This window comes from Acidovorax carolinensis, assembly GCF_002157145.1.
Lineage (GTDB): Bacteria > Pseudomonadota > Gammaproteobacteria > Burkholderiales > Burkholderiaceae_C > Acidovorax > Acidovorax carolinensis.
Genome location: NZ_CP021361.1, coordinates 170,066 through 186,843, shown reverse-complemented (window position 1 = coordinate 186,843; position 16,778 = coordinate 170,066). Strand labels below are relative to the sequence as shown.

Genomic DNA, 16,778 nt, shown 5'->3' with positions numbered 1-16,778 from the left:
CCGGCGCTTAAAGGGCTTCCTTGCCGGTTTCGCCGGTGCGGATGCGCACCACCTGCTCCAGATGGGTGACGAAAATCTTGCCGTCACCAATCTTGCCGGTGCGTGCCGCGCCTTCGATGGCTTCGATCACGCGGTCCACCAGCTCGTCGGCCACGGCGGCCTCGATCTTGACCTTGGGCAGGAAGTCGACCACATATTCCGCGCCGCGGTACAGCTCGGTATGGCCCTTCTGGCGCCCGAAGCCCTTGACCTCGGTCACCGTGATGCCTTGCACCCCGATGTCGGAAAGAGCTTCACGCACTTCGTCGAGCTTGAAGGGTTTGATGATGGCTGTCACCATTTTCATTTTGAGTTCCTCCGATAGACGGCACCCTAGGGGTGCCTGCCGTTGATTACAGGGTTTTGGTGAGCGTGGCGATCAGGCGGGCTTTGTTGCCGGGACCGAAATAGTCTTTCTTGTTGGCGCCCACGATGGCGGCACCCAGGGTGAGGCCGTCGCCAAAGTCGTAGGCACCGCCCACGCTGTAGTCCATGTAGTTGGGAACGCCCGAGTCCTTGATGTCGCTGGAAAAGCGGGTGAAGCCCACCGCGGCCTTCAGCGTCACCTTGGGCATGACTTCCTGCGCCACCGCGAAATTCAGGTAGCCCGTGTTGCGGCCCTTGAGACCAGAGCCAGACTTGGCGCCCGCCCAGCCGAAGTAATCCTTGGACACCGTGTGCGAATACTTGGCCGTGAGCGGGCCGAAGGTGGCGGCGCCATAGAGCTCGGTGGTGTTGCCGCTGGTGTTGCCGGGATACAGGTAGCTCAGGGCCCCCAGATCCAGGTCCACCTCACCGGCCTTGAATTTGTAGCCACCGTAGATATCGGCTTCCAGCGAGTTGCCGGACAGCCAGTTCACGCTGGAGTTCCAGTTGCCGACGTACCAGCCGGTGTCACCGAAGGCATAGTCAAAACCGCCCTGCACGGCGGGCTTGAAAGCGCTGACCTTGCCGGTGTCCTGGTCCTGCCCCCGGAACTTGTAGTTGCTGGTCAGGCTGACATTGCCGGTGAGCTGGGCACTGGCCAGCAAAGGCAGGGCTGCAGCAAAGGCGACGCTCAGAAGCTTGATGGATGCGCGGTTCATGGTTCCTCCGGTTGGACAAAGAGTAGGGACAGTCGGGTTAAGCACGGTCCGTGCCATGTTGTGAACGACCATGGCGACAGGGCCCGTATCCACGGCGTGCGTTCGCCCGTACATTGGCTGCAGCGCCACGCGATCGCACCCCATTGGTGCGCAGCGCCGCCAGCAGGCGACAATCACCCACACACCGCACCCAACTGGGGAGAAAACCGTTCATGAGTCTTGCATTGGTGCAAAGTCGCGCGCTTCTGGGGCTGGAAGCGCCCTCCGTCACCGTCGAGGTGCATCTGGCCAACGGGCTTCCCAGCTTCACCCTGGTCGGCCTGGCCGATGTGGAGGTGAAGGAGGCGCGCGAGCGTGTGCGCTCGGCGCTGCAGAACGCGGGGCTGGAGTTCCCCCACAACAAGCGCATCACCGTAAACCTTGCACCGGCCGATCTGCCCAAGGACTCGGGGCGCTTTGACCTGCCGATTGCCCTGGGCATCCTGGCCGCCAGCGGACAGATCGACGCCAGCCGCCTGGCCGGCCATGAGTTCGCCGGCGAGCTGTCGCTGTCCGGTCAATTGCGCCCTGTGCGCGGCGCACTCGCCACCAGCCTGGCGCTGCGCGCCCACCAGGTAGCGGTGCGGCTGGTGTTGCCACCGGGCAGCGCCGAAGAAGCCGCCCTGGTGCCCGGCGCGCAGGTTTACCGCGCGCGCCACCTGCTGGATGTCGTGCGGCAGTTCCTGCCGGCAGGCGGCCAGGAGTCCATCGACGACACCGCTGCCACGGACGAGGGCTGGTGCCTGCTGCAGCCCGCACCGCTGGCCACGCAAGCGGTCTATGCCGATCTTTCGGACGTCAAGGGCCAGGCCGCCGCCAAACGCGCGCTCGAAATCGCGGCCGCCGGCGGGCACAGCCTGCTGATGATGGGCCCGCCCGGTTCGGGCAAGTCCATGCTGGCCCAGCGCTTTGCCGGGCTGCTGCCAGCCATGACGATGGAAGAGGCCCTGGAAAGTGCGGCCGTGGCCAGCCTGGCAGGTCGCTTCGCTGCCGGGCAATGGGCGCAGCGGCCCACCAGCCAGCCCCACCACACGGCATCGGCCGTGGCGCTGGTGGGCGGCGGCTCGCCGCCGCAGCCAGGAGAAATATCACTGGCCCACCACGGGGTGCTGTTCCTGGACGAGTTGCCGGAGTTCCCCCGGGCCGCCCTGGAGGCCCTGCGCGAGCCCCTGGAAACCGGGCGCATCACCATTGCGCGCGCCGCCCGGCGCGCCGAGTTTCCGGCGTGTTTTCAGATGGTGGCTGCCATGAACCCCTGCCCCTGCGGCTTCTTGGGGTCTGCGCAGCGTGCCTGCCGCTGCACGCCCGACCAGGTGGCGCGCTACCAGGGCAAGCTCAGCGGGCCCCTGCTTGATCGCATCGACCTGCATGTGGAGGTGCCCGCGTTGCCGCCCACCGACCTGCTCGACGCGCCACCGGGCGAGGCCAGCGCCGCTGTGCGCGAGCGCGTGGACCGCGCCCGCCTGGCGGCCATCACCCGCCAGGGAAAAACCAACCAGGCGCTGCAGGGCCAGGAAATCGATACCCACACCGCCCTGGAGCCCGCAGCCACACAGTTTCTGCAAACGGCGGCAGCGCGCCTGGGCTGGTCGGCCCGCAGCACGCACCGCACCCTGAAGGTGGCGCGCACCATTGCCGACCTGGCCGGTGCCGCCAGCACCCAGGTGGCGCATGTGGCAGAGGCCGTGCAATACCGGCGCGTGCTGCGCGGGCCTGCCGCCTGAAGCACCGCCCCCGTTACCCCCATACCCCTGGCCGCCCAGCGGCCCCCACCTGCAACCCAGCTCCCAAGAATCCATGAAAAACCTGAAAATCGGCACTCGCCTTGGCGGAGGATTTGCCCTCGTTCTCGTCCTGATGGTCATGATGACCACCATTGGCCTGTGGCGCCTGCAAACCGTGGCACAGGCCACCCACAACATGACCCAGCAGCCCCTGGCCATGGAACGGATGATCAGCGACTGGTACCGGTACGTCTACAGTGCCGTCCGGCGCACGTCCGCCATCGTCAAGAGCACCGACCCGTCGCTGGGCGCCTTCTTCGCCGAAGACGCCGCCATGTCCACGCGCGAATCGGGCAAGCTGCAGGACCAGATCGAGCCCCTGCTCTCCAGCCCGGCCGAAAAGGAACTGTGGGTCACGATCAAGAAGGCCCGCGTCACCTATCTGTCGTCGCGCGACCAGGCGGTGAAGGCCAAGGCAGACGGGCAACTGGAGGAAGCCGACCGCACGCTGAACCAGGCCTTCCTGCCCGCGGCCGAAAAATACATGGCCCTGATCCAGCAACTGCTGGACCTGCAACGCGCCAGCATCGACACCACCGCGAAGGACATCCAGGCCGTCTATGCGCAAAGCCGCATGTGGCTGATGCTGCTGTGCACCCTGGCCGTGGTGGCCGGCGGCCTGTGCGCCTGGTGGCTGACGCGCGGGATCATCCGGCCGCTGTCGGACGCCGTGCGCGTGGCCCGTGCCGTGGCCGACAACGATCTGACCACGACGGTGCAAGTGCACTCCCGCGACGAGACGGGCCAGCTGATGCAGGCGCTGCAGGACATGAACACCAGCCTGGCCCAGGTGGTGGGCCGCGTGCGCTCGGGCACCGAGGGCATTGCCACCGCATCGAACCAGATCGACGCGGGCAACCAGGATCTGTCGTCGCGCACCGAGCAGCAGGCCAGCTCGCTGGAAGAAACCGCCGCTTCGATGGAAGAGCTGACCAGCACCGTCAAGCAGAACGCCGACAACGCACGCCAGGCCAACCAGCTGGCCGCGTCGGCATCGCAGGTGGCCGTGCAGGGCGGTCAGGTGGTGTCGAACGTGGTGGGCACCATGAGCGCCATCAACACCTCGTCGCGCAAGATCGCCGACATCATCGGCGTGATCGACGGCATTGCCTTCCAGACCAACATCCTGGCGCTGAACGCGGCCGTGGAAGCCGCCCGGGCCGGCGAACAGGGCCGGGGCTTTGCCGTGGTGGCCAGCGAGGTGCGCAGCCTGGCGCAGCGCTCGGCGGCGGCGGCCAAGGACATCAAGACGCTGATCGACGACTCGGTGGGCAAGGTGGACGAAGGCACGCAGCAGGTGGCCGAAGCCGGCAAGACCATGGAAGCCATCGTGGACAGCGTCAAGCGCGTGACGGACATCATGGCCGAGATCGCCGCCGCCAGCCAGGAACAGAGCGCGGGCATCGACCAGGTGCACCAGGCCATCTCGCAGATGGACCAGGTGACGCAGCAGAACGCGGCGCTGGTGGAAGAAGCTGCAGCCGCCACGGGCTCGCTCAAGGCCCAGGCAGCGCAACTGTCGCAGGCGGTGAGCGTGTTCCGGATCGCCGGACAACCCGAAGCGCGCGCCATCGCCCCGCAGCAGCGCACCGCACCGCGCCCCGTTGCCGCGCCCACGCGCACGAGCCCGCCCCCAAGCACACCCTGTCATCGGCCAGCCGCCCTGCAGCGCCCCGCGTCAAAGCCCCGGCAACCGCCATTGCCTCGCAGCGCAGCGAGGACGACTGGGAATCCTTCTGAGCCGAGGGCCAGGCGCGTGCGGGCCCACGCACCGCCAGACAAAACTCCTATATTGATAGCTGCTTGCGCTTATGAATAAAGCGCCAGAGGCATATTTAGCCTCTCATCAGCGGTCCGCAGGCCTACACCCCGAGGTACTGGCGGCGCACGGGCAGGTCGGCCACCAGCGCCGCCATGGTGCTGTGGTGGCAGATCTGGCCCTTTTCCAGCACGTAGGCGCGGTCGGCAACCGCCTCGGCAAAGTGCAGGTTCTGCTCGGACAGCAGCACGCTCACGCCCTGTGACTTGAGTTGCCGGATGGTGTGGGCCATCTGCTCCACGATCAACGGCGCCACGCCTTCGGAAGGCTCATCCAGCAGCACCAGCAAGGGCTGGCCCATGAGGGTGCGCGCCACCGTGAGCATCTGCTGCTCGCCGCCACTCATGCGCCCGCCCGGCCGCTGGGGCATTTCACCCAGATTGGGAAACAGCGCAAACAGTCGCGCGGGCGTCCAATGCGGCGCGGCGCTGCCGTCGGTCCAATGGCGCGCGCCCTGGCGGCCCACTTCCAGGTTGTCGAGCACGCTCAGGTCGGTGAAGATGCGCCGGTCTTCGGGCACATAGCCCAGGCCCATGCGCGCCACCTCGTAGGGCGCGCAGCGCGCGATGTCGCGACCCAGAAAGCGCAGGTGCCCCGCCTGGCCCAGGTTACGGCGCACCTCCAGACCGACGATCGCCTTGAGCGTGGTGGACTTGCCGGCGCCGTTGCGCCCCATCAGGGCAACCACCTCGCCGCGCCCCACCTGCAGGTCCACGCCAAACAGCACCTGCGCGGCGCCATACCAGGCGGCCAGGCCCTGCACCGCCAGCAGGGGCGCTGGTGAGGCCGTGGGTGGCGAGCAGGAAGACGCTACGGCTGTCACCCCATGCTCCCGCGTGTGGGCGCCTTGCCGAACATGCTGCCGCTGCCCAGGTACACCTGCTGCACCTGGGCGTTGTCGCGTATGGCCTGCGGCGTGCCCTCGGCCAGCAGGCGCCCGCGCGCCAGCACCATTACGCGGTCGGCGTGGGCAAACACCACATCCATGCTGTGCTCGGTGAACAGCACGCCCATGGCACGCTCGCGCGCGAGTTGCTGCGTGAGGGCCATGAGCGCCAGGCGTTCCGCCGGCGCCATGCCGGCCGTGGGCTCATCCATCAGCAGCAGCCGGGGCGCATGGGCCAGCGCCATGGCCAGCTCCACCCGCTTGACATCGCCATAGGCCAGCGTGCTGCAGGGGCGCAGCGCCTGCGCCTGCATCCCCACCTGTGCCAGCAGGGCCAGCGCGTCGTCACGCCGGTGGTCCTGCGCGCGGGGCCAGAACGAGAACAGGCGCCGGTCCGCCGACAGCAAGGCCATCTGCACGTTCTCGACCACGGTGAGCGAGGCAAAGGTTTCGGCAATCTGGAAGGTACGCCCCACGCCCTGGCGCCAGATGGCGCGCGGCGGCAAGCCGGCTATGTCCACGCCCGCCAGCCGAATGGTGCCCGCATCGGGCCGCAACTGGCCACCCACCATGTTGAAGGTGGTGGACTTGCCGGCGCCGTTGGGCCCGATCAGCGCCAGCATCTCACCGGGCGCGAGCGTGAAATCCACGCCGTCGACCGCGTGCACGCCGCCAAAGGCCTTGCGCAGGCCGCGCACCTGCAGCAATGGGGTCACCGCGCTCATGGCGCGCTCCTGCGGCGGGACTGCCAACGCAGGGCCACATGCCGGGCAAAGCCCGCCAGCCCCTGCGGGAACAGCAGCACCAGCGCCAACATGGTGCCGCCCAGCACGGCGCGCCAGTAGTCGGTGTTGCGCGCCACCGTGTCGTGCAGCCAGGTGAAAGTGACCGCGCCCACCCAGGGGCCGACCAGCGTCTGCACGCCGCCCAGCAGCACCATCACCAGCCCGTCCACCGACTTGCCCACCGACAGCCCTTCGGGAGAAATGCTGCCCTTGGAGAACACATACAGCGCACCGGCCAGGCCGGCCAACACGCCCGCCACCACAAACGCCACCCACTGCAGGCGGCGCCCGTCCATGCCGATCGCATCGGCCCGCAGGGCCGAGTCGCGCACCGCGCGCAGCGCATAGCCGAACGGCGCCAGCAGCACGCGCCGCAGCAGCAGCACGCCGGCAGCCACCAGGGCCAGCGTCAGCAGGTAATAGGCCGGCTGGCTGGCCAGCCACGGTGCGGGCCACACGCCGGCGATGCCGTTGCTGCCACCGGTGACGGCGTCCCACTGGTAGCACAGCGCCCAGGTGATCTGCGCAAACGCCAGCGTGAGCATGGTGAGGTACACGCCCGACAGCCGCACACAAAACCAGCCATACAGCAGCGCCGCAACGCCCGCGGCCAGCGGTGCCAGCAGCAGGGCCAGTTCCATGCGCCCCCCGGCCGACTGCACCAGCAACGCCGCCGCATAGGCCCCCAGCCCGAAATAGGCGGCATGGCCGAACGAGTGCATGCCCGCAGGCCCCATGAGGAAATGCAGGCTGGACGCAAAGAGCACCGCCACCAGCACATCCACCAGCAGCACCGGCGCGTAGGGCCAGATGTCCGCCAGCAGCGGGACCAGCGCCAGCGCGGCCAGGATGGCCCAGCCCACCCATTGCAGGGCTCGGCTGGCCGGCTGCAGCGGCGCCTCGACCATGCCGGCCTGGCGCGCGGGCGGCTGCGGCCGCCCCAGCAGCCCCCAGGGCCGCCACACCAGGACCACGGCCATGACAAGGAACTCCACCACCAGCGTCATCCTGGACAGCGACAGGCTGATGCCCCCACCTCCACCAGCCCGGCCCACACGCAAACCGCCTTGAGTTCGGCAATCAGCAGCGCCGCCACGAACGCACCGGGGATCGAGCCCATGCCGCCCACCACCACGACCACGAAGGCCGCGCCGATGGTGTTCAGGTCCATGTCGAGCTGGGCCGGCTCGCGCGGCAGCTGCAACGCGCCCGCCAGGCCCGCCAGCAAGGCGCCCAGCGCAAACACCCCGGTGAACAGCCAGGCCTGGTTGACGCCGAGGGCGCCCACCATGCCGCGGTCCTGCGTGGCCGCGCGCACCAGCGTGCCCCAGCGCGTGCGATGCAGGCCCAGCCACAAAAGCCCCAGCACCAGCGGGCCCACCGCCATCAGGAACAGGTCGTACGTCGGAAACTGCCGGCCCAGGATGTCGACAGCACCTTCCAGCCCCGGGGCACGCGGCCCGAAAAGCTCTTCAGGCCCCCAGGCCCACAGCACGGCATCCTTGATCACCAGCACCAGAGCGAAGGTAGCCAGCAGCTGAAACAGCTCGGGCGCGCGGTAAATGCGCCGCAGCAGCACCACCTCCACCAGCGCCCCCAGGACCGCCGTGGCCAGCGGTGCCAGCAGCAGCGCGGGCCAGAAACCGATCACGGCACCCAGGCTCTCCACCAGCGAATACGCCAGATAGATGCCCAGCATGAAGAACGAGCCATGGGCGAAGTTGACGATGCGCATGACCCCGAAAATCAGCGACAGCCCTGCCGACACCAGAAACAGCGACGAGGCCGAGGCCAGCCCGTTGAGCAGCTGCACGAGCAGCCCGGAAAAACTCATGCGCAGAGTGCCGAACAGAACGGCGAAGGGTTACCCATCTCAGTCGGCAGCGCGCAGTTTGCGCACCTCGTCGGCAGACTGCTGAAAGCGCGCACCGTCGAGATAACGGAAGTCCGACATCACGCCCGTGCCGTTTTGCAGCCGCGTGCGGCCCACGAAGGTGCCCATGGTGGACTGGTGGTCTTCGGTGCGGTAGCGGATGGGCCCAAACGGCGAAGTCACCTCCAGCCCTTTGAAGGCGGCGATCAGCTTTTCGGTGTCGCTGCCCCCGGCCTTGCGCAAGCCGGCGGCCAGCGACTGGATGGCCGTGTAGCCCACCACCGAGCCCAGCCGGGGATGGTCGTTGAAGCGCTCCTTGTAGGCCTTCAGGAACGCCTGGTGCTCTGCGGTCTGGATGGCATACCAGGGGTAGCCCGTGACGATCCATCCCACCGGTGCCTCGCCCTTGAGCGGGTCCAGGTACTCGGGCTCGCCCGTCAGCAGGCTCACCACTTCGCGGCCCTTGAACAGCCCGCGGGTGTTGCCCTCGCGCACCAGCCGCGCCAGATCGGCAGCAAACAGCACATTGAAAATGGCGTCGGGTTTGGCATCGGCCAGCGCCTGCACCACGCTGCCGGCATCCACCTTGCCCAGGGGCGGCGCCTGCTCGGCCACAAACTCCACATCGGGTTGCGCAGCCTTGAGCAGCTTCTTGAACGTGGCCGCCGCCGACTGGCCATATTCATAGTTGGGATAGACGATGGCCCAGCGCTTTTTCTTCACGGCCGCGGCCTCGGGCACCAGCATGGCCACCTGCATGTAGGTGGAGGCGCGCAGGCGGAAGGTGTAGCGGTTGCCATTTTCCCAGACGATCTTGTCGGTCAGCGGCTCCGCCGCGAGGAAGAAGACCTTTTTCTGCTTGGCAAAGTCGGTCAGGGCCAGCCCCACATGCGACAGGAAGCTGCCCATGAGCACATCCACCTTCTCGCGCGCCAGCAACTCGTCGGCGGCCCGCACGGCGTCGCCCGGGTTGCCGTTGTCGTCGCGCACCACCAGCTCCAGCTTGCGGCCGTTGATGCCGCCGGCGCTGTTGACCTCGGCCACGGCCAGTTCCATGCCCTTCTTGTAGGGCCCCAGGAAGGCGGGCTGCGCCTTGTAGCTGTTGATCTCACCGATCTTGATCGCGCCTTGGGCGTGCACCGCACCGGCGGCACATGCCAGCCCGGCCACCAACAGGGCCCGACGGGCGACAGAGAAGCTTCGCATTGGTTTTCCTTTGTTCCACATCACAGGGGCCGAAACCACAAAATGTACCGCCCATCGCATTTGCCGGACAATGTGCGGGTTTGCCCGCCGGACCGGGGTGCATGCCAGGCCCGGCCCGGGCGGCGCCGCCGCCCTGAGCCCTGCCCCGTTTGGGGCCTTGTTTTTTTCATTCCTGCCAAAAAACCATGAGTGCCTTTCTCGAAGAACGCGTGCTGACCGTTCACCACTGGACCGACCGGCTTTTCAGCTTCACCACCACCCGCGACCCGGCGCTGCGCTTCTCCAACGGGCACTTCACCATGATCGGCCTGAAGGTGAACGACAAGCCGCTGCTACGCGCCTACAGCATCGTCAGCGCCAACTACGAGGAGCACCTGGAGTTCCTCTCCATCAAGGTGCCCGACGGCCCACTGACCTCGCGGCTGCAGCACATCCAGGTGGGCGACACCGTCATCGTCGGCAAGAAGCCCACCGGCACCCTGCTGATCGACTACCTGCTGCCGGCCAAGCGCCTGTACATGCTGTCCACCGGCACGGGCCTGGCGCCGTTCATGAGCGTGATCCGCGACCCCGAGACCTACGAGAAATTCGAGGAAGTGGTGCTGGTGCACGGCGTGCGCCAGGTCAAGGAACTGGCCTACCACGACTACATCACCCAGGAGCTGCCCCAACACGAGTTCCTGGGCGAGCTGGTGACCAAGCAGCTCAAGTACTACCCCACGGTGACGCGCGAGCCGTTCAAGAACCAGGGCCGCATCAACGACCTGATCGAAAGCGGCAAGCTGTTCACCGACCTGGGCGTTCCCGCACTGGACCCGCTGACCGACCGCGTGATGCTGTGCGGCAGCCCCGAGATGCTGGCTTCGCTCAAGCACATCCTGGAGCACCGCGACTTCGAGGAAGGCAACACCACCAAACCCGGTGACTTCGTCATCGAACGCGCTTTCGTCGAAAAGTAAGCGTTGTTTCAACGCCGGCCGGCGGCGGCTTTTGCTGACCGCGCCGGCTCTGGCGCGTCCTGCTGTGCCGACTCTGGTGCCTCTTGCGCCTCCTCCTGCGGGCCATCCGCCCCGGACGCCGCACCCTCCCCGTCCACCCGCTCCATATTGCCCAGCAGCTTGAGCAGGTAGTGCAGGGTGTGCGCCATGTCTCCCACCGAAAAACCCTCCAGCACCTGCCCGTAGTAGCGGCGGATGTTGGGCTGCGCCTCGTTCACCCACACCTCGCGCCCCGATTCGGTGATGGTGATGCGCCGTGACCGGCGGTCCCGGCCATCCGGCGCGCTGCCCAGGTGGCCATCGCGCTCCATGCGGCTGATCAGGCCCGACAGGTTTTGCCGGCTCACCATCAGGTAGCGGGCCAGGTCTCCCACGCTCATGCCGTCCTGCACCTCGGGCCGCGACAACGCGCCCAGCACGGCCCATTGCTGCGTGGTCAAGCCCTGTTCCTCGACCGCCCGCGTTCCCGTTTTATGCAACATATTTGCACATTGATACAAACGGAAGAACAAGCGATTGGCCAGCTCCATCTTCACCACGTCGCTGTTTTTACTAGGGTTTTCCACTATTTTTTCCTTGAGTTTCCTGCTTGCGCTGCGCCCAACAGAGGCCTACTATACGTCAATGTATTGACATATATTGCACGGACCGCAGCAATATGACCGCCAGCATAGCAACCCGCAACCAACCCTGACACCCAAGGAGAAATCCATGCAAAGATTTGATGGCAAAACAGTAATCGTGACCGGTGGCGGCGGTGGCATTGGCGGGGCTACCTGCCGCCGCTTTGCCAGCGAAGGCGCCAAAGTCGCCGTGTTCGACATGAACCTGGACGCCGCGGAAAAAGTCGCCGCCGACATCCGCGGCAATGGCGGCCAGGCTGCGGCCTTCGCCTGCAACATCACCGACCGCGCACAGGTCGATGCGGCCGTGGCCGCCGCTCAAACCCAGCTCGGCCCCATCGCCGTGCTGGTCAACAACGCGGGCTGGGACGTGTTCAAGCCCTTCCTCAAAACCGTGCCTGCCGAGTGGGAAAAGCTCATCGCCATCAACCTCACGGGCGCGCTGCACATGTTGCACGCCGTACTGCCCGGCATGGTCGAGCGCAAATATGGCCGCATCGTCAACGTGGCGTCGGATGCCGCGCGCGGCGGCTCGTCGGGCGAAGCCGTTTATTCGGCCTGCAAGGGCGGCCTGGTGGCCCTGTCCAAAACCCTGGCGCGTGAACACGCCCGCCAGAGCATCACCGTCAACGTGGTCTGCCCCGGCCCGACCGACACCGCCTTGCTGGCCGGTGTGGCCGAAGGTGCGCGCGACCCGGCCAAGCTGATCGAAGCCTTCAAGAGCGCCATTCCGCTGGGCCGTCTGGGCCAGGGCGACGACCTGGCCAGCGCCATTGCCTTCTTTGGCAGCGACGACGCGGGCTTTGTCACCGGCCAGGTGCTGAGCGTCTCCGGCGGTCTGACCATGCACGGTTGACCGGCCGCATTCCTGTTGTTGACTTCCCCTTATTTTTTGAGAGAACACCATGAACTTTGAAGACATCCTGTACGAAGTGCGCAACGGCGTGGCCTGGATCACCATCAACCGCCCGGAAAAAATGAACTCGTTTCGCGGACAGACCTGCGACGAAATCATCAAGGCGCTGAACAAGGCCGGCTACGACCGCGACGTGGGTGCCATCGTGCTGGCTGGCGCCGGCGACCGCGCTTTTTGCACCGGCGGCGACCAGTCGGCCCACAACGGCAACTACGACGGCCGCGGCACCATTGGCCTGCCGATGGAAGAGCTGCACACCGCCATCCGCGACGTACCCAAGCCCGTGATTGCCCGCGTGCAGGGCTTTGCGATTGGTGGCGGCAACGTGCTGGCCACCATCTGCGACCTGACCATTTGCTCCGACAAGGCCCAGTTCGGCCAGGTCGGCCCCAAGATGGGCTCGGTCGATCCCGGCTACGGCACCGCGTTCCTGGCCCGCGTGGTCGGCGAAAAGAAGGCCCGCGAAATCTGGTACCTGAACCGACGCTACAGCGGCGCCGAGGCCGTGGCCATGGGCCTGGCCAACTTCTGCTTCCCGCACGACCAGCTCGACGCCGAAGTGCAAAAGATTGGCGAGGAACTGTGCGAGCGCAGCCCCACGGCACTGGCCATTGCCAAGCGCAGCTTCAACGCCGACACGGCGCACCAGGCCGGCATTGCAGGCCTGGGCATGTATGCCCTGAAGCTGTACTACGACACCGAAGAGTCACGCGAGGGCGTGAATGCGCTCAAAGACAAGCGCAAGCCCGAGTTCCGCAAGTACGCGAAATAACGCGCCCACCCTGGAGACTGCAGATGAACCCGAACCCCTACATCGACGAAGACCTGCAGGCGCTGGCCGACACGGCCCGCCGATTTGCCGAAGAGCGCGTCAAACCCGGCTTTCTGGAGCGCGACAAGACCCGCGACCTGGACCGCGTGCTGCTGCGCGAGATGGGCGAACTGGGCTTCATCTGCCCCGAGTTGCCCGAGCAACACGGTGGCCTGGGGATGGGCTGCCTCGCTGCCGGCGTGATCCACGAGGAAATCGCCCGTGCCGACCTGAGCTTTTCGTACCTGAACCTGCTGGCCTCGCTCAACGGCCAGATCCTGTCCAAATACGGCAACCCCGAGGTGGTCGGGCCCTGGCTGCACAAGCTCACGAAAGGCGAGGCGATCTGCTGCATTGCACTGACCGAGCCGCGCGGTGGCTCGGACGCCGCCAACCTTCGGCTGCGCATCGAGCGCGACGGTGACTTCTATGTCATCAACGGCGAAAAGACCTCCATCTCGGCCGCCGACCAGGCCGACATTGCGGTCGTCTTCGGCCGCACCGGCAAGCCCGAAGACGGTGCCCACGGCGTCACCGCCGTGATGGTGCCGATGAACACCCCCGGCATCACCACCAGCCGTTTCGACTGCCACGGCCAGCGCGCCATCGGGCGCGGCTCGATCTTCTTTGAGAACGTGCGCGTGCCCGTCAGCCACCGCCTGGGCGACGAGAACAAGGGCTTCGTGCAGGTGATGCATGGATTTGACTTCTCGCGCTCGCTGATCGGCCTGCAATGCCTGGCCGTGGCGCGCGTGGCACTGGAGGAAACCTGGGAATACATCACCCAGCGCCAGGCGTTTGGCCAGCCGCTGTCGGCCTTCCAGGGTGTGACGCATCCGCTGGCGCAGTACGACACCGAGGTCGAAGGCGCCCGCCTGCTGTGCCTGCAGGGCCTGTGGCTCAAAGACAAAGGCCTGCCCCACACCGCCGAGGCCGGCATGGCCAAGTGGTGGGGGCCCAAGCTGGCCTACGACGTGATTCACCAATGCCTGCTGTGCTTTGGCCACGGCGGCTACGACCGCGGCCTGATGGAGCAGCGCCTGCGCGACGTGCTGGGCTTCCAGATTGGCGACGGCACGGCGCAGATCATGAAAACCATCATCGCCCGCGCCCGGGCCGGCCGCAAGTTCGTGCCGGCCTGAGCCCCAGGCATTCCGCATTCACGCAAAACACCAGGAGACAAGACCATGGAATTCGATGCTGTATTGCTGCCCCCCCGCCGTGCACGCAGGGTGGCGCAAGGCCACTGGCGCGACCGCACCATCAACGATGCGCTCGACGCCTGCGTGGCCGCCTGCCCCGACAAGCTGGCGCTCACCGCGTTGCAGGTGGAAACCGGCGCCACCACGCGTTTCACCTACCGCGAGTTGGCCCGCATGGCCGATCGCATGGCCGTGGGGCTGGCCCGCCTGGGCGTCGGCAGGGGCGACATCGTGGCCTGCCAGTTGCCCAACTGGTGGCAGTTCACGCTGACCTACCTGGCCTGTTCGCGCATCGGCGCCGTCATGAACCCGCTGATGCACATTTTTCGCGAGCGCGAACTGTCCTTCATGCTGCAGCACGGCGAGGCGAAGGTGGTGATTGCGCCCAAGGCCTTTCGGGGTTTTGACTTTGAACAGATGATCACCGCCCTGCAGCCCAGCCTGCCCCACCTCCAGCATGCGGTGGTGGTCGGTGGCAGCGGCGCCAACAGCTTTGACGCCCTGCTCAGTGGCCCCGAATGGGAAAAGCAGCCCGATGCCCAGGCCATCCTGACGGCCCACCGCCCCGGCCCGGACGACATCACCCAGCTCATCTACACCTCGGGCACCACGGGCGAGCCCAAGGGCGTGATGCACTCGGCCAACACCGTGATGGCCAACATCGTGCCGTATGCCGAGCGCCTGCACCTGGGCGCCGACGACGTGGTGCTGATGGCCTCGCCCATGGCGCACCAGACCGGCTTCATGTACGGGCTCATCATGCCCATCCTGCTGCAGGCCAGCGCGGTGCTGCAGGATGTGTGGGAGCCCAACAAGGCCATCGCGCTGATCAATGCGGAAAAGGCCAGCTTCACCATGGCCTCCACGCCATTCCTCACCGACCTGGCCCGCACCGTCACCGAAACCGGCGTGGCCGTGCCCAGCCTGCGCACCTTCCTGTGCGCCGGCGCTCCCATCCCGGGCCCGCTGGTGGAACAGGCCCGCAAGGCGCTGGGCGCCAAGATCGTCTCGGCCTGGGGCATGACCGAAAACGGCGCGGTCACGCTCACCCGGCTGGAAGACGACGACGAACGCTCGTTCAACACCGACGGCTGCCCGCTGCCCGGCGTGGAAATCAAGGTGGTCGATGTGGACGGCAAGGATCTTCCGCCTGGCGAACCCGGCAAGCTGCTGCTGCGCTCATGCTCCAACTTTGGCGGCTACCTGCACCGTGCCCACCTGAACGCCACCGACGCCGACGACTGGTTCGACACCGGTGACCTGGCCCGCATCGACGAACGCGGCTACCTGCGCATCACCGGCCGCAGCAAGGACGTGATCATCCGCGGCGGCGAGAACATTCCGGTGGTCGAGGTCGAATCGCTGCTGTATCGCCACCCGGCCATCGCCATGGCCGCCATCGTGGCCTATCCCGACGAGCGCCTGGGCGAGCGGGCCTGCGCCGTGGTGGTGCCCAAGCCCGGGCAAACCATCGACCTGCCAGGCCTGGTGCAGTTTCTGAAAGACCAGAAGATCGCCCTGCAGTACATCCCCGAGCGCCTGATCGTGCGCGACGCGATGCCGTCCACACCCTCCGGAAAGATCCAGAAATTCAAGCTGCGCGACATGCTGCGCGACGAAGCCACCTGACGCGAAAAACGCCATCCCATCACAACAACGGAGACAAAAAATGGCATTTCAACCCAACCCCTTCACCCGCCGCCACCTTGCCCGGGCCGCGCTGGCACTGTGCGCACTCGGCACCTTGGGCGCCGTGCAGGCCCAGACACCGGCTGGCTGGCCGGGCAAACCCGTGCGCGTGGTCGTGGGCTTTGCGCCCGGTGGCAGCACCGACGTGATGGCGCGCATCCTGTCGCAGTCGCTGTCCGAATCGCTGGGGCAGGCGGTGGTCATCGACAACAAGCCCGGCGCCAGCGGCAACATCGCCGCCGCCGAAGTGATCCGCGCGGCGCCTGACGGCTACACCTTCCTGATCGCCCCCACCTCGGTGGAAACCGCCAACCCCTCGCTGTTCAAGTCCACCATCCTGCCCTCGCGCGACCTGGCACCGGTGGGTGGCGTGGGTAAGACGCAGATGTACCTGGTGGGCAAGCCGCAACTCGAAGCCAAGGACGCCCGCGAGCTGGTGGACCTGGCCAAGGCCCGGCCCGGCAAGCTGTCCTATGCCTCGGCCGGTGCCGGCACGCCCCCGCACCTGGCCTGCGAACTGTTCAAGCTCTCCACCGGCACCTTCATCACGCACATCCCCTACCGCGGCGCGGCGCCCGCGCTGCAGGACGTGATGGCCGGGCAGACCGACTTTGTCTGCGACCCCGGCATTGCGTTCCCGCACATCCGCACCGGCAAGGTCAAGCTGCTGGGCGTGGTCAGCGCCAAGCGCTCGCCCTTCTTCCCCGACGTGCCCACCGTGGGCGAGCAGGGCTTCAAGGACGCCAACCTCGACATCTGGTTTGGCATGTGGGCGCCCAAGGGCACGCCCCCCGAAATCGTTGCCCGCATGAACCGTGAACTGGCCAAGGCCCTGGCACTGCCCGCCACCAAGTCGCGTTATGCCGACCTGGGCGCAGAGCCGGTACCGCTGGAAACCGCCGAGTTCAAGACCCTGCTGGCCAATGAAGGCAAGCTGCTGTCCACGCTGATCAAGGAGCAGAAGATCATCGTCGACTGACGGGTGCGGGCTGCCCACGGTGGCGCCAAAAACACTACTGTTTT

Annotated in this window: 14 protein-coding genes and 1 pseudogene; 8 read left to right on the top strand and 7 right to left on the bottom strand. The window is 66.8% G+C overall.

Translation table 11 applies throughout. From position 1 onward, the window contains the following. Nucleotides 1–7: 7 nt before the first annotated feature. On the bottom strand, nucleotides 8–346 hold the full coding sequence (glnK, locus tag CBP34_RS00855) for a P-II family nitrogen regulator (protein WP_086910987.1): 339 nt from the start codon (nucleotides 344–346) through the stop codon (nucleotides 8–10). Between the two features lie 46 nt (nucleotides 347–392). After that, complete coding sequence (locus CBP34_RS00850; RefSeq protein WP_094097024.1) at nucleotides 393–1,124, bottom strand: TorF family putative porin; 732 nt, start codon at nucleotides 1,122–1,124, stop codon at nucleotides 393–395. Nucleotides 1,125–1,336: 212 nt separating this feature from the next. On the opposite strand from CBP34_RS00850, the gene CBP34_RS00845 reads away from it, so the two are divergent. Both CBP34_RS00845 and CBP34_RS00840 read left to right on the top strand, forming a co-directional pair. Next, nucleotides 1,337–2,887, top strand: a complete 1,551-nt coding sequence (locus tag CBP34_RS00845) for a YifB family Mg chelatase-like AAA ATPase (RefSeq protein ID WP_086926240.1) — start codon at nucleotides 1,337–1,339, stop codon at nucleotides 2,885–2,887. Between the two features lie 73 nt (nucleotides 2,888–2,960). Further along, nucleotides 2,961–4,766 carry a methyl-accepting chemotaxis protein gene (locus CBP34_RS00840; RefSeq protein ID WP_094097023.1) on the top strand — a complete coding sequence of 602 codons (1,806 nt, stop codon included), beginning with the start codon at nucleotides 2,961–2,963 and terminating at the stop codon, nucleotides 4,764–4,766. A gap of 43 nt (nucleotides 4,767–4,809) precedes the next feature. On the opposite strand, the gene CBP34_RS00835 is transcribed toward CBP34_RS00840, so the two are convergent. From CBP34_RS00835 to CBP34_RS00820, 4 genes and pseudogenes are all read right to left on the bottom strand, one after another. Then, complete coding sequence (locus CBP34_RS00835) at nucleotides 4,810–5,589, bottom strand: ABC transporter ATP-binding protein (RefSeq protein WP_094097022.1); 780 nt, start codon at nucleotides 5,587–5,589, stop codon at nucleotides 4,810–4,812. Next, the gene (locus CBP34_RS00830) at nucleotides 5,586–6,377 is read right to left on the bottom strand and encodes an ABC transporter ATP-binding protein (RefSeq protein WP_086928548.1); all 792 of its coding nucleotides are present in this window, start codon (nucleotides 6,375–6,377) and stop codon (nucleotides 5,586–5,588) included. The genes CBP34_RS00835 and CBP34_RS00830 overlap by 4 nt, the downstream gene beginning before the upstream one ends. Further along, nucleotides 6,374–8,271 (bottom strand): annotated as a pseudogene (locus CBP34_RS00825) (ABC transporter permease). Before CBP34_RS00825 ends, CBP34_RS00830 begins: the two are co-directional and overlap by 4 nt. Nucleotides 8,272–8,310: 39 nt before the next feature. Further along, the gene (locus tag CBP34_RS00820; RefSeq protein WP_094097021.1) at nucleotides 8,311–9,516 is read right to left on the bottom strand and encodes an ABC transporter substrate-binding protein; all 1,206 of its coding nucleotides are present in this window, start codon (nucleotides 9,514–9,516) and stop codon (nucleotides 8,311–8,313) included. A 185-nt stretch (nucleotides 9,517–9,701) separates the two neighbouring features. Here CBP34_RS00820 and CBP34_RS00815 point away from each other — a divergent pair, with 185 nt between their 5' ends. Further along, nucleotides 9,702–10,475 carry a ferredoxin--NADP reductase gene (locus tag CBP34_RS00815; RefSeq protein ID WP_094097020.1) on the top strand — a complete coding sequence of 258 codons (774 nt, stop codon included), beginning with the start codon at nucleotides 9,702–9,704 and terminating at the stop codon, nucleotides 10,473–10,475. Between the two features lie 8 nt (nucleotides 10,476–10,483). Here the strand turns inward: CBP34_RS00815 and CBP34_RS00810 are convergent, their stop codons facing one another. Further along, nucleotides 10,484–11,044 (bottom strand): MarR family winged helix-turn-helix transcriptional regulator, encoded by a 561-nt coding sequence (locus tag CBP34_RS00810; RefSeq protein WP_086910981.1) that lies wholly within the window; start codon nucleotides 11,042–11,044, stop codon nucleotides 10,484–10,486. Nucleotides 11,045–11,225: 181 nt separating this feature from the next. On the opposite strand from CBP34_RS00810, the gene badH reads away from it, so the two are divergent. The 5 genes from badH to CBP34_RS00785 are packed head-to-tail and all read left to right on the top strand — an operon-like array spanning nucleotide 11,226 to nucleotide 16,734. After that, a complete protein-coding gene (badH, locus tag CBP34_RS00805; RefSeq protein ID WP_086910980.1) occupies nucleotides 11,226–11,993 on the top strand; it encodes a 2-hydroxycyclohexanecarboxyl-CoA dehydrogenase in 768 nt (255 codons plus the stop codon). A 49-nt stretch (nucleotides 11,994–12,042) separates the two neighbouring features. Then, entirely contained in the window at nucleotides 12,043–12,825 is a 783-nt protein-coding gene (gene badI / locus CBP34_RS00800; RefSeq protein WP_094097019.1) for a 2-ketocyclohexanecarboxyl-CoA hydrolase, read from the top strand. A 23-nt stretch (nucleotides 12,826–12,848) separates the two neighbouring features. Continuing rightward, on the top strand, nucleotides 12,849–14,006 hold the full coding sequence (gene aliB, locus CBP34_RS00795; protein WP_094097018.1) for a cyclohexanecarboxyl-CoA dehydrogenase: 1,158 nt from the start codon (nucleotides 12,849–12,851) through the stop codon (nucleotides 14,004–14,006). A 45-nt stretch (nucleotides 14,007–14,051) separates the two neighbouring features. After that, nucleotides 14,052–15,695 carry a cyclohexanecarboxylate-CoA ligase gene (gene aliA, locus CBP34_RS00790; protein ID WP_094097017.1) on the top strand — a complete coding sequence of 548 codons (1,644 nt, stop codon included), beginning with the start codon at nucleotides 14,052–14,054 and terminating at the stop codon, nucleotides 15,693–15,695. Nucleotides 15,696–15,735: 40 nt separating this feature from the next. Then, the gene (locus CBP34_RS00785; protein ID WP_094097016.1) at nucleotides 15,736–16,734 is read left to right on the top strand and encodes a Bug family tripartite tricarboxylate transporter substrate binding protein; all 999 of its coding nucleotides are present in this window, start codon (nucleotides 15,736–15,738) and stop codon (nucleotides 16,732–16,734) included. The last annotated feature ends 44 nt before the right edge of the window (nucleotides 16,735–16,778 follow it).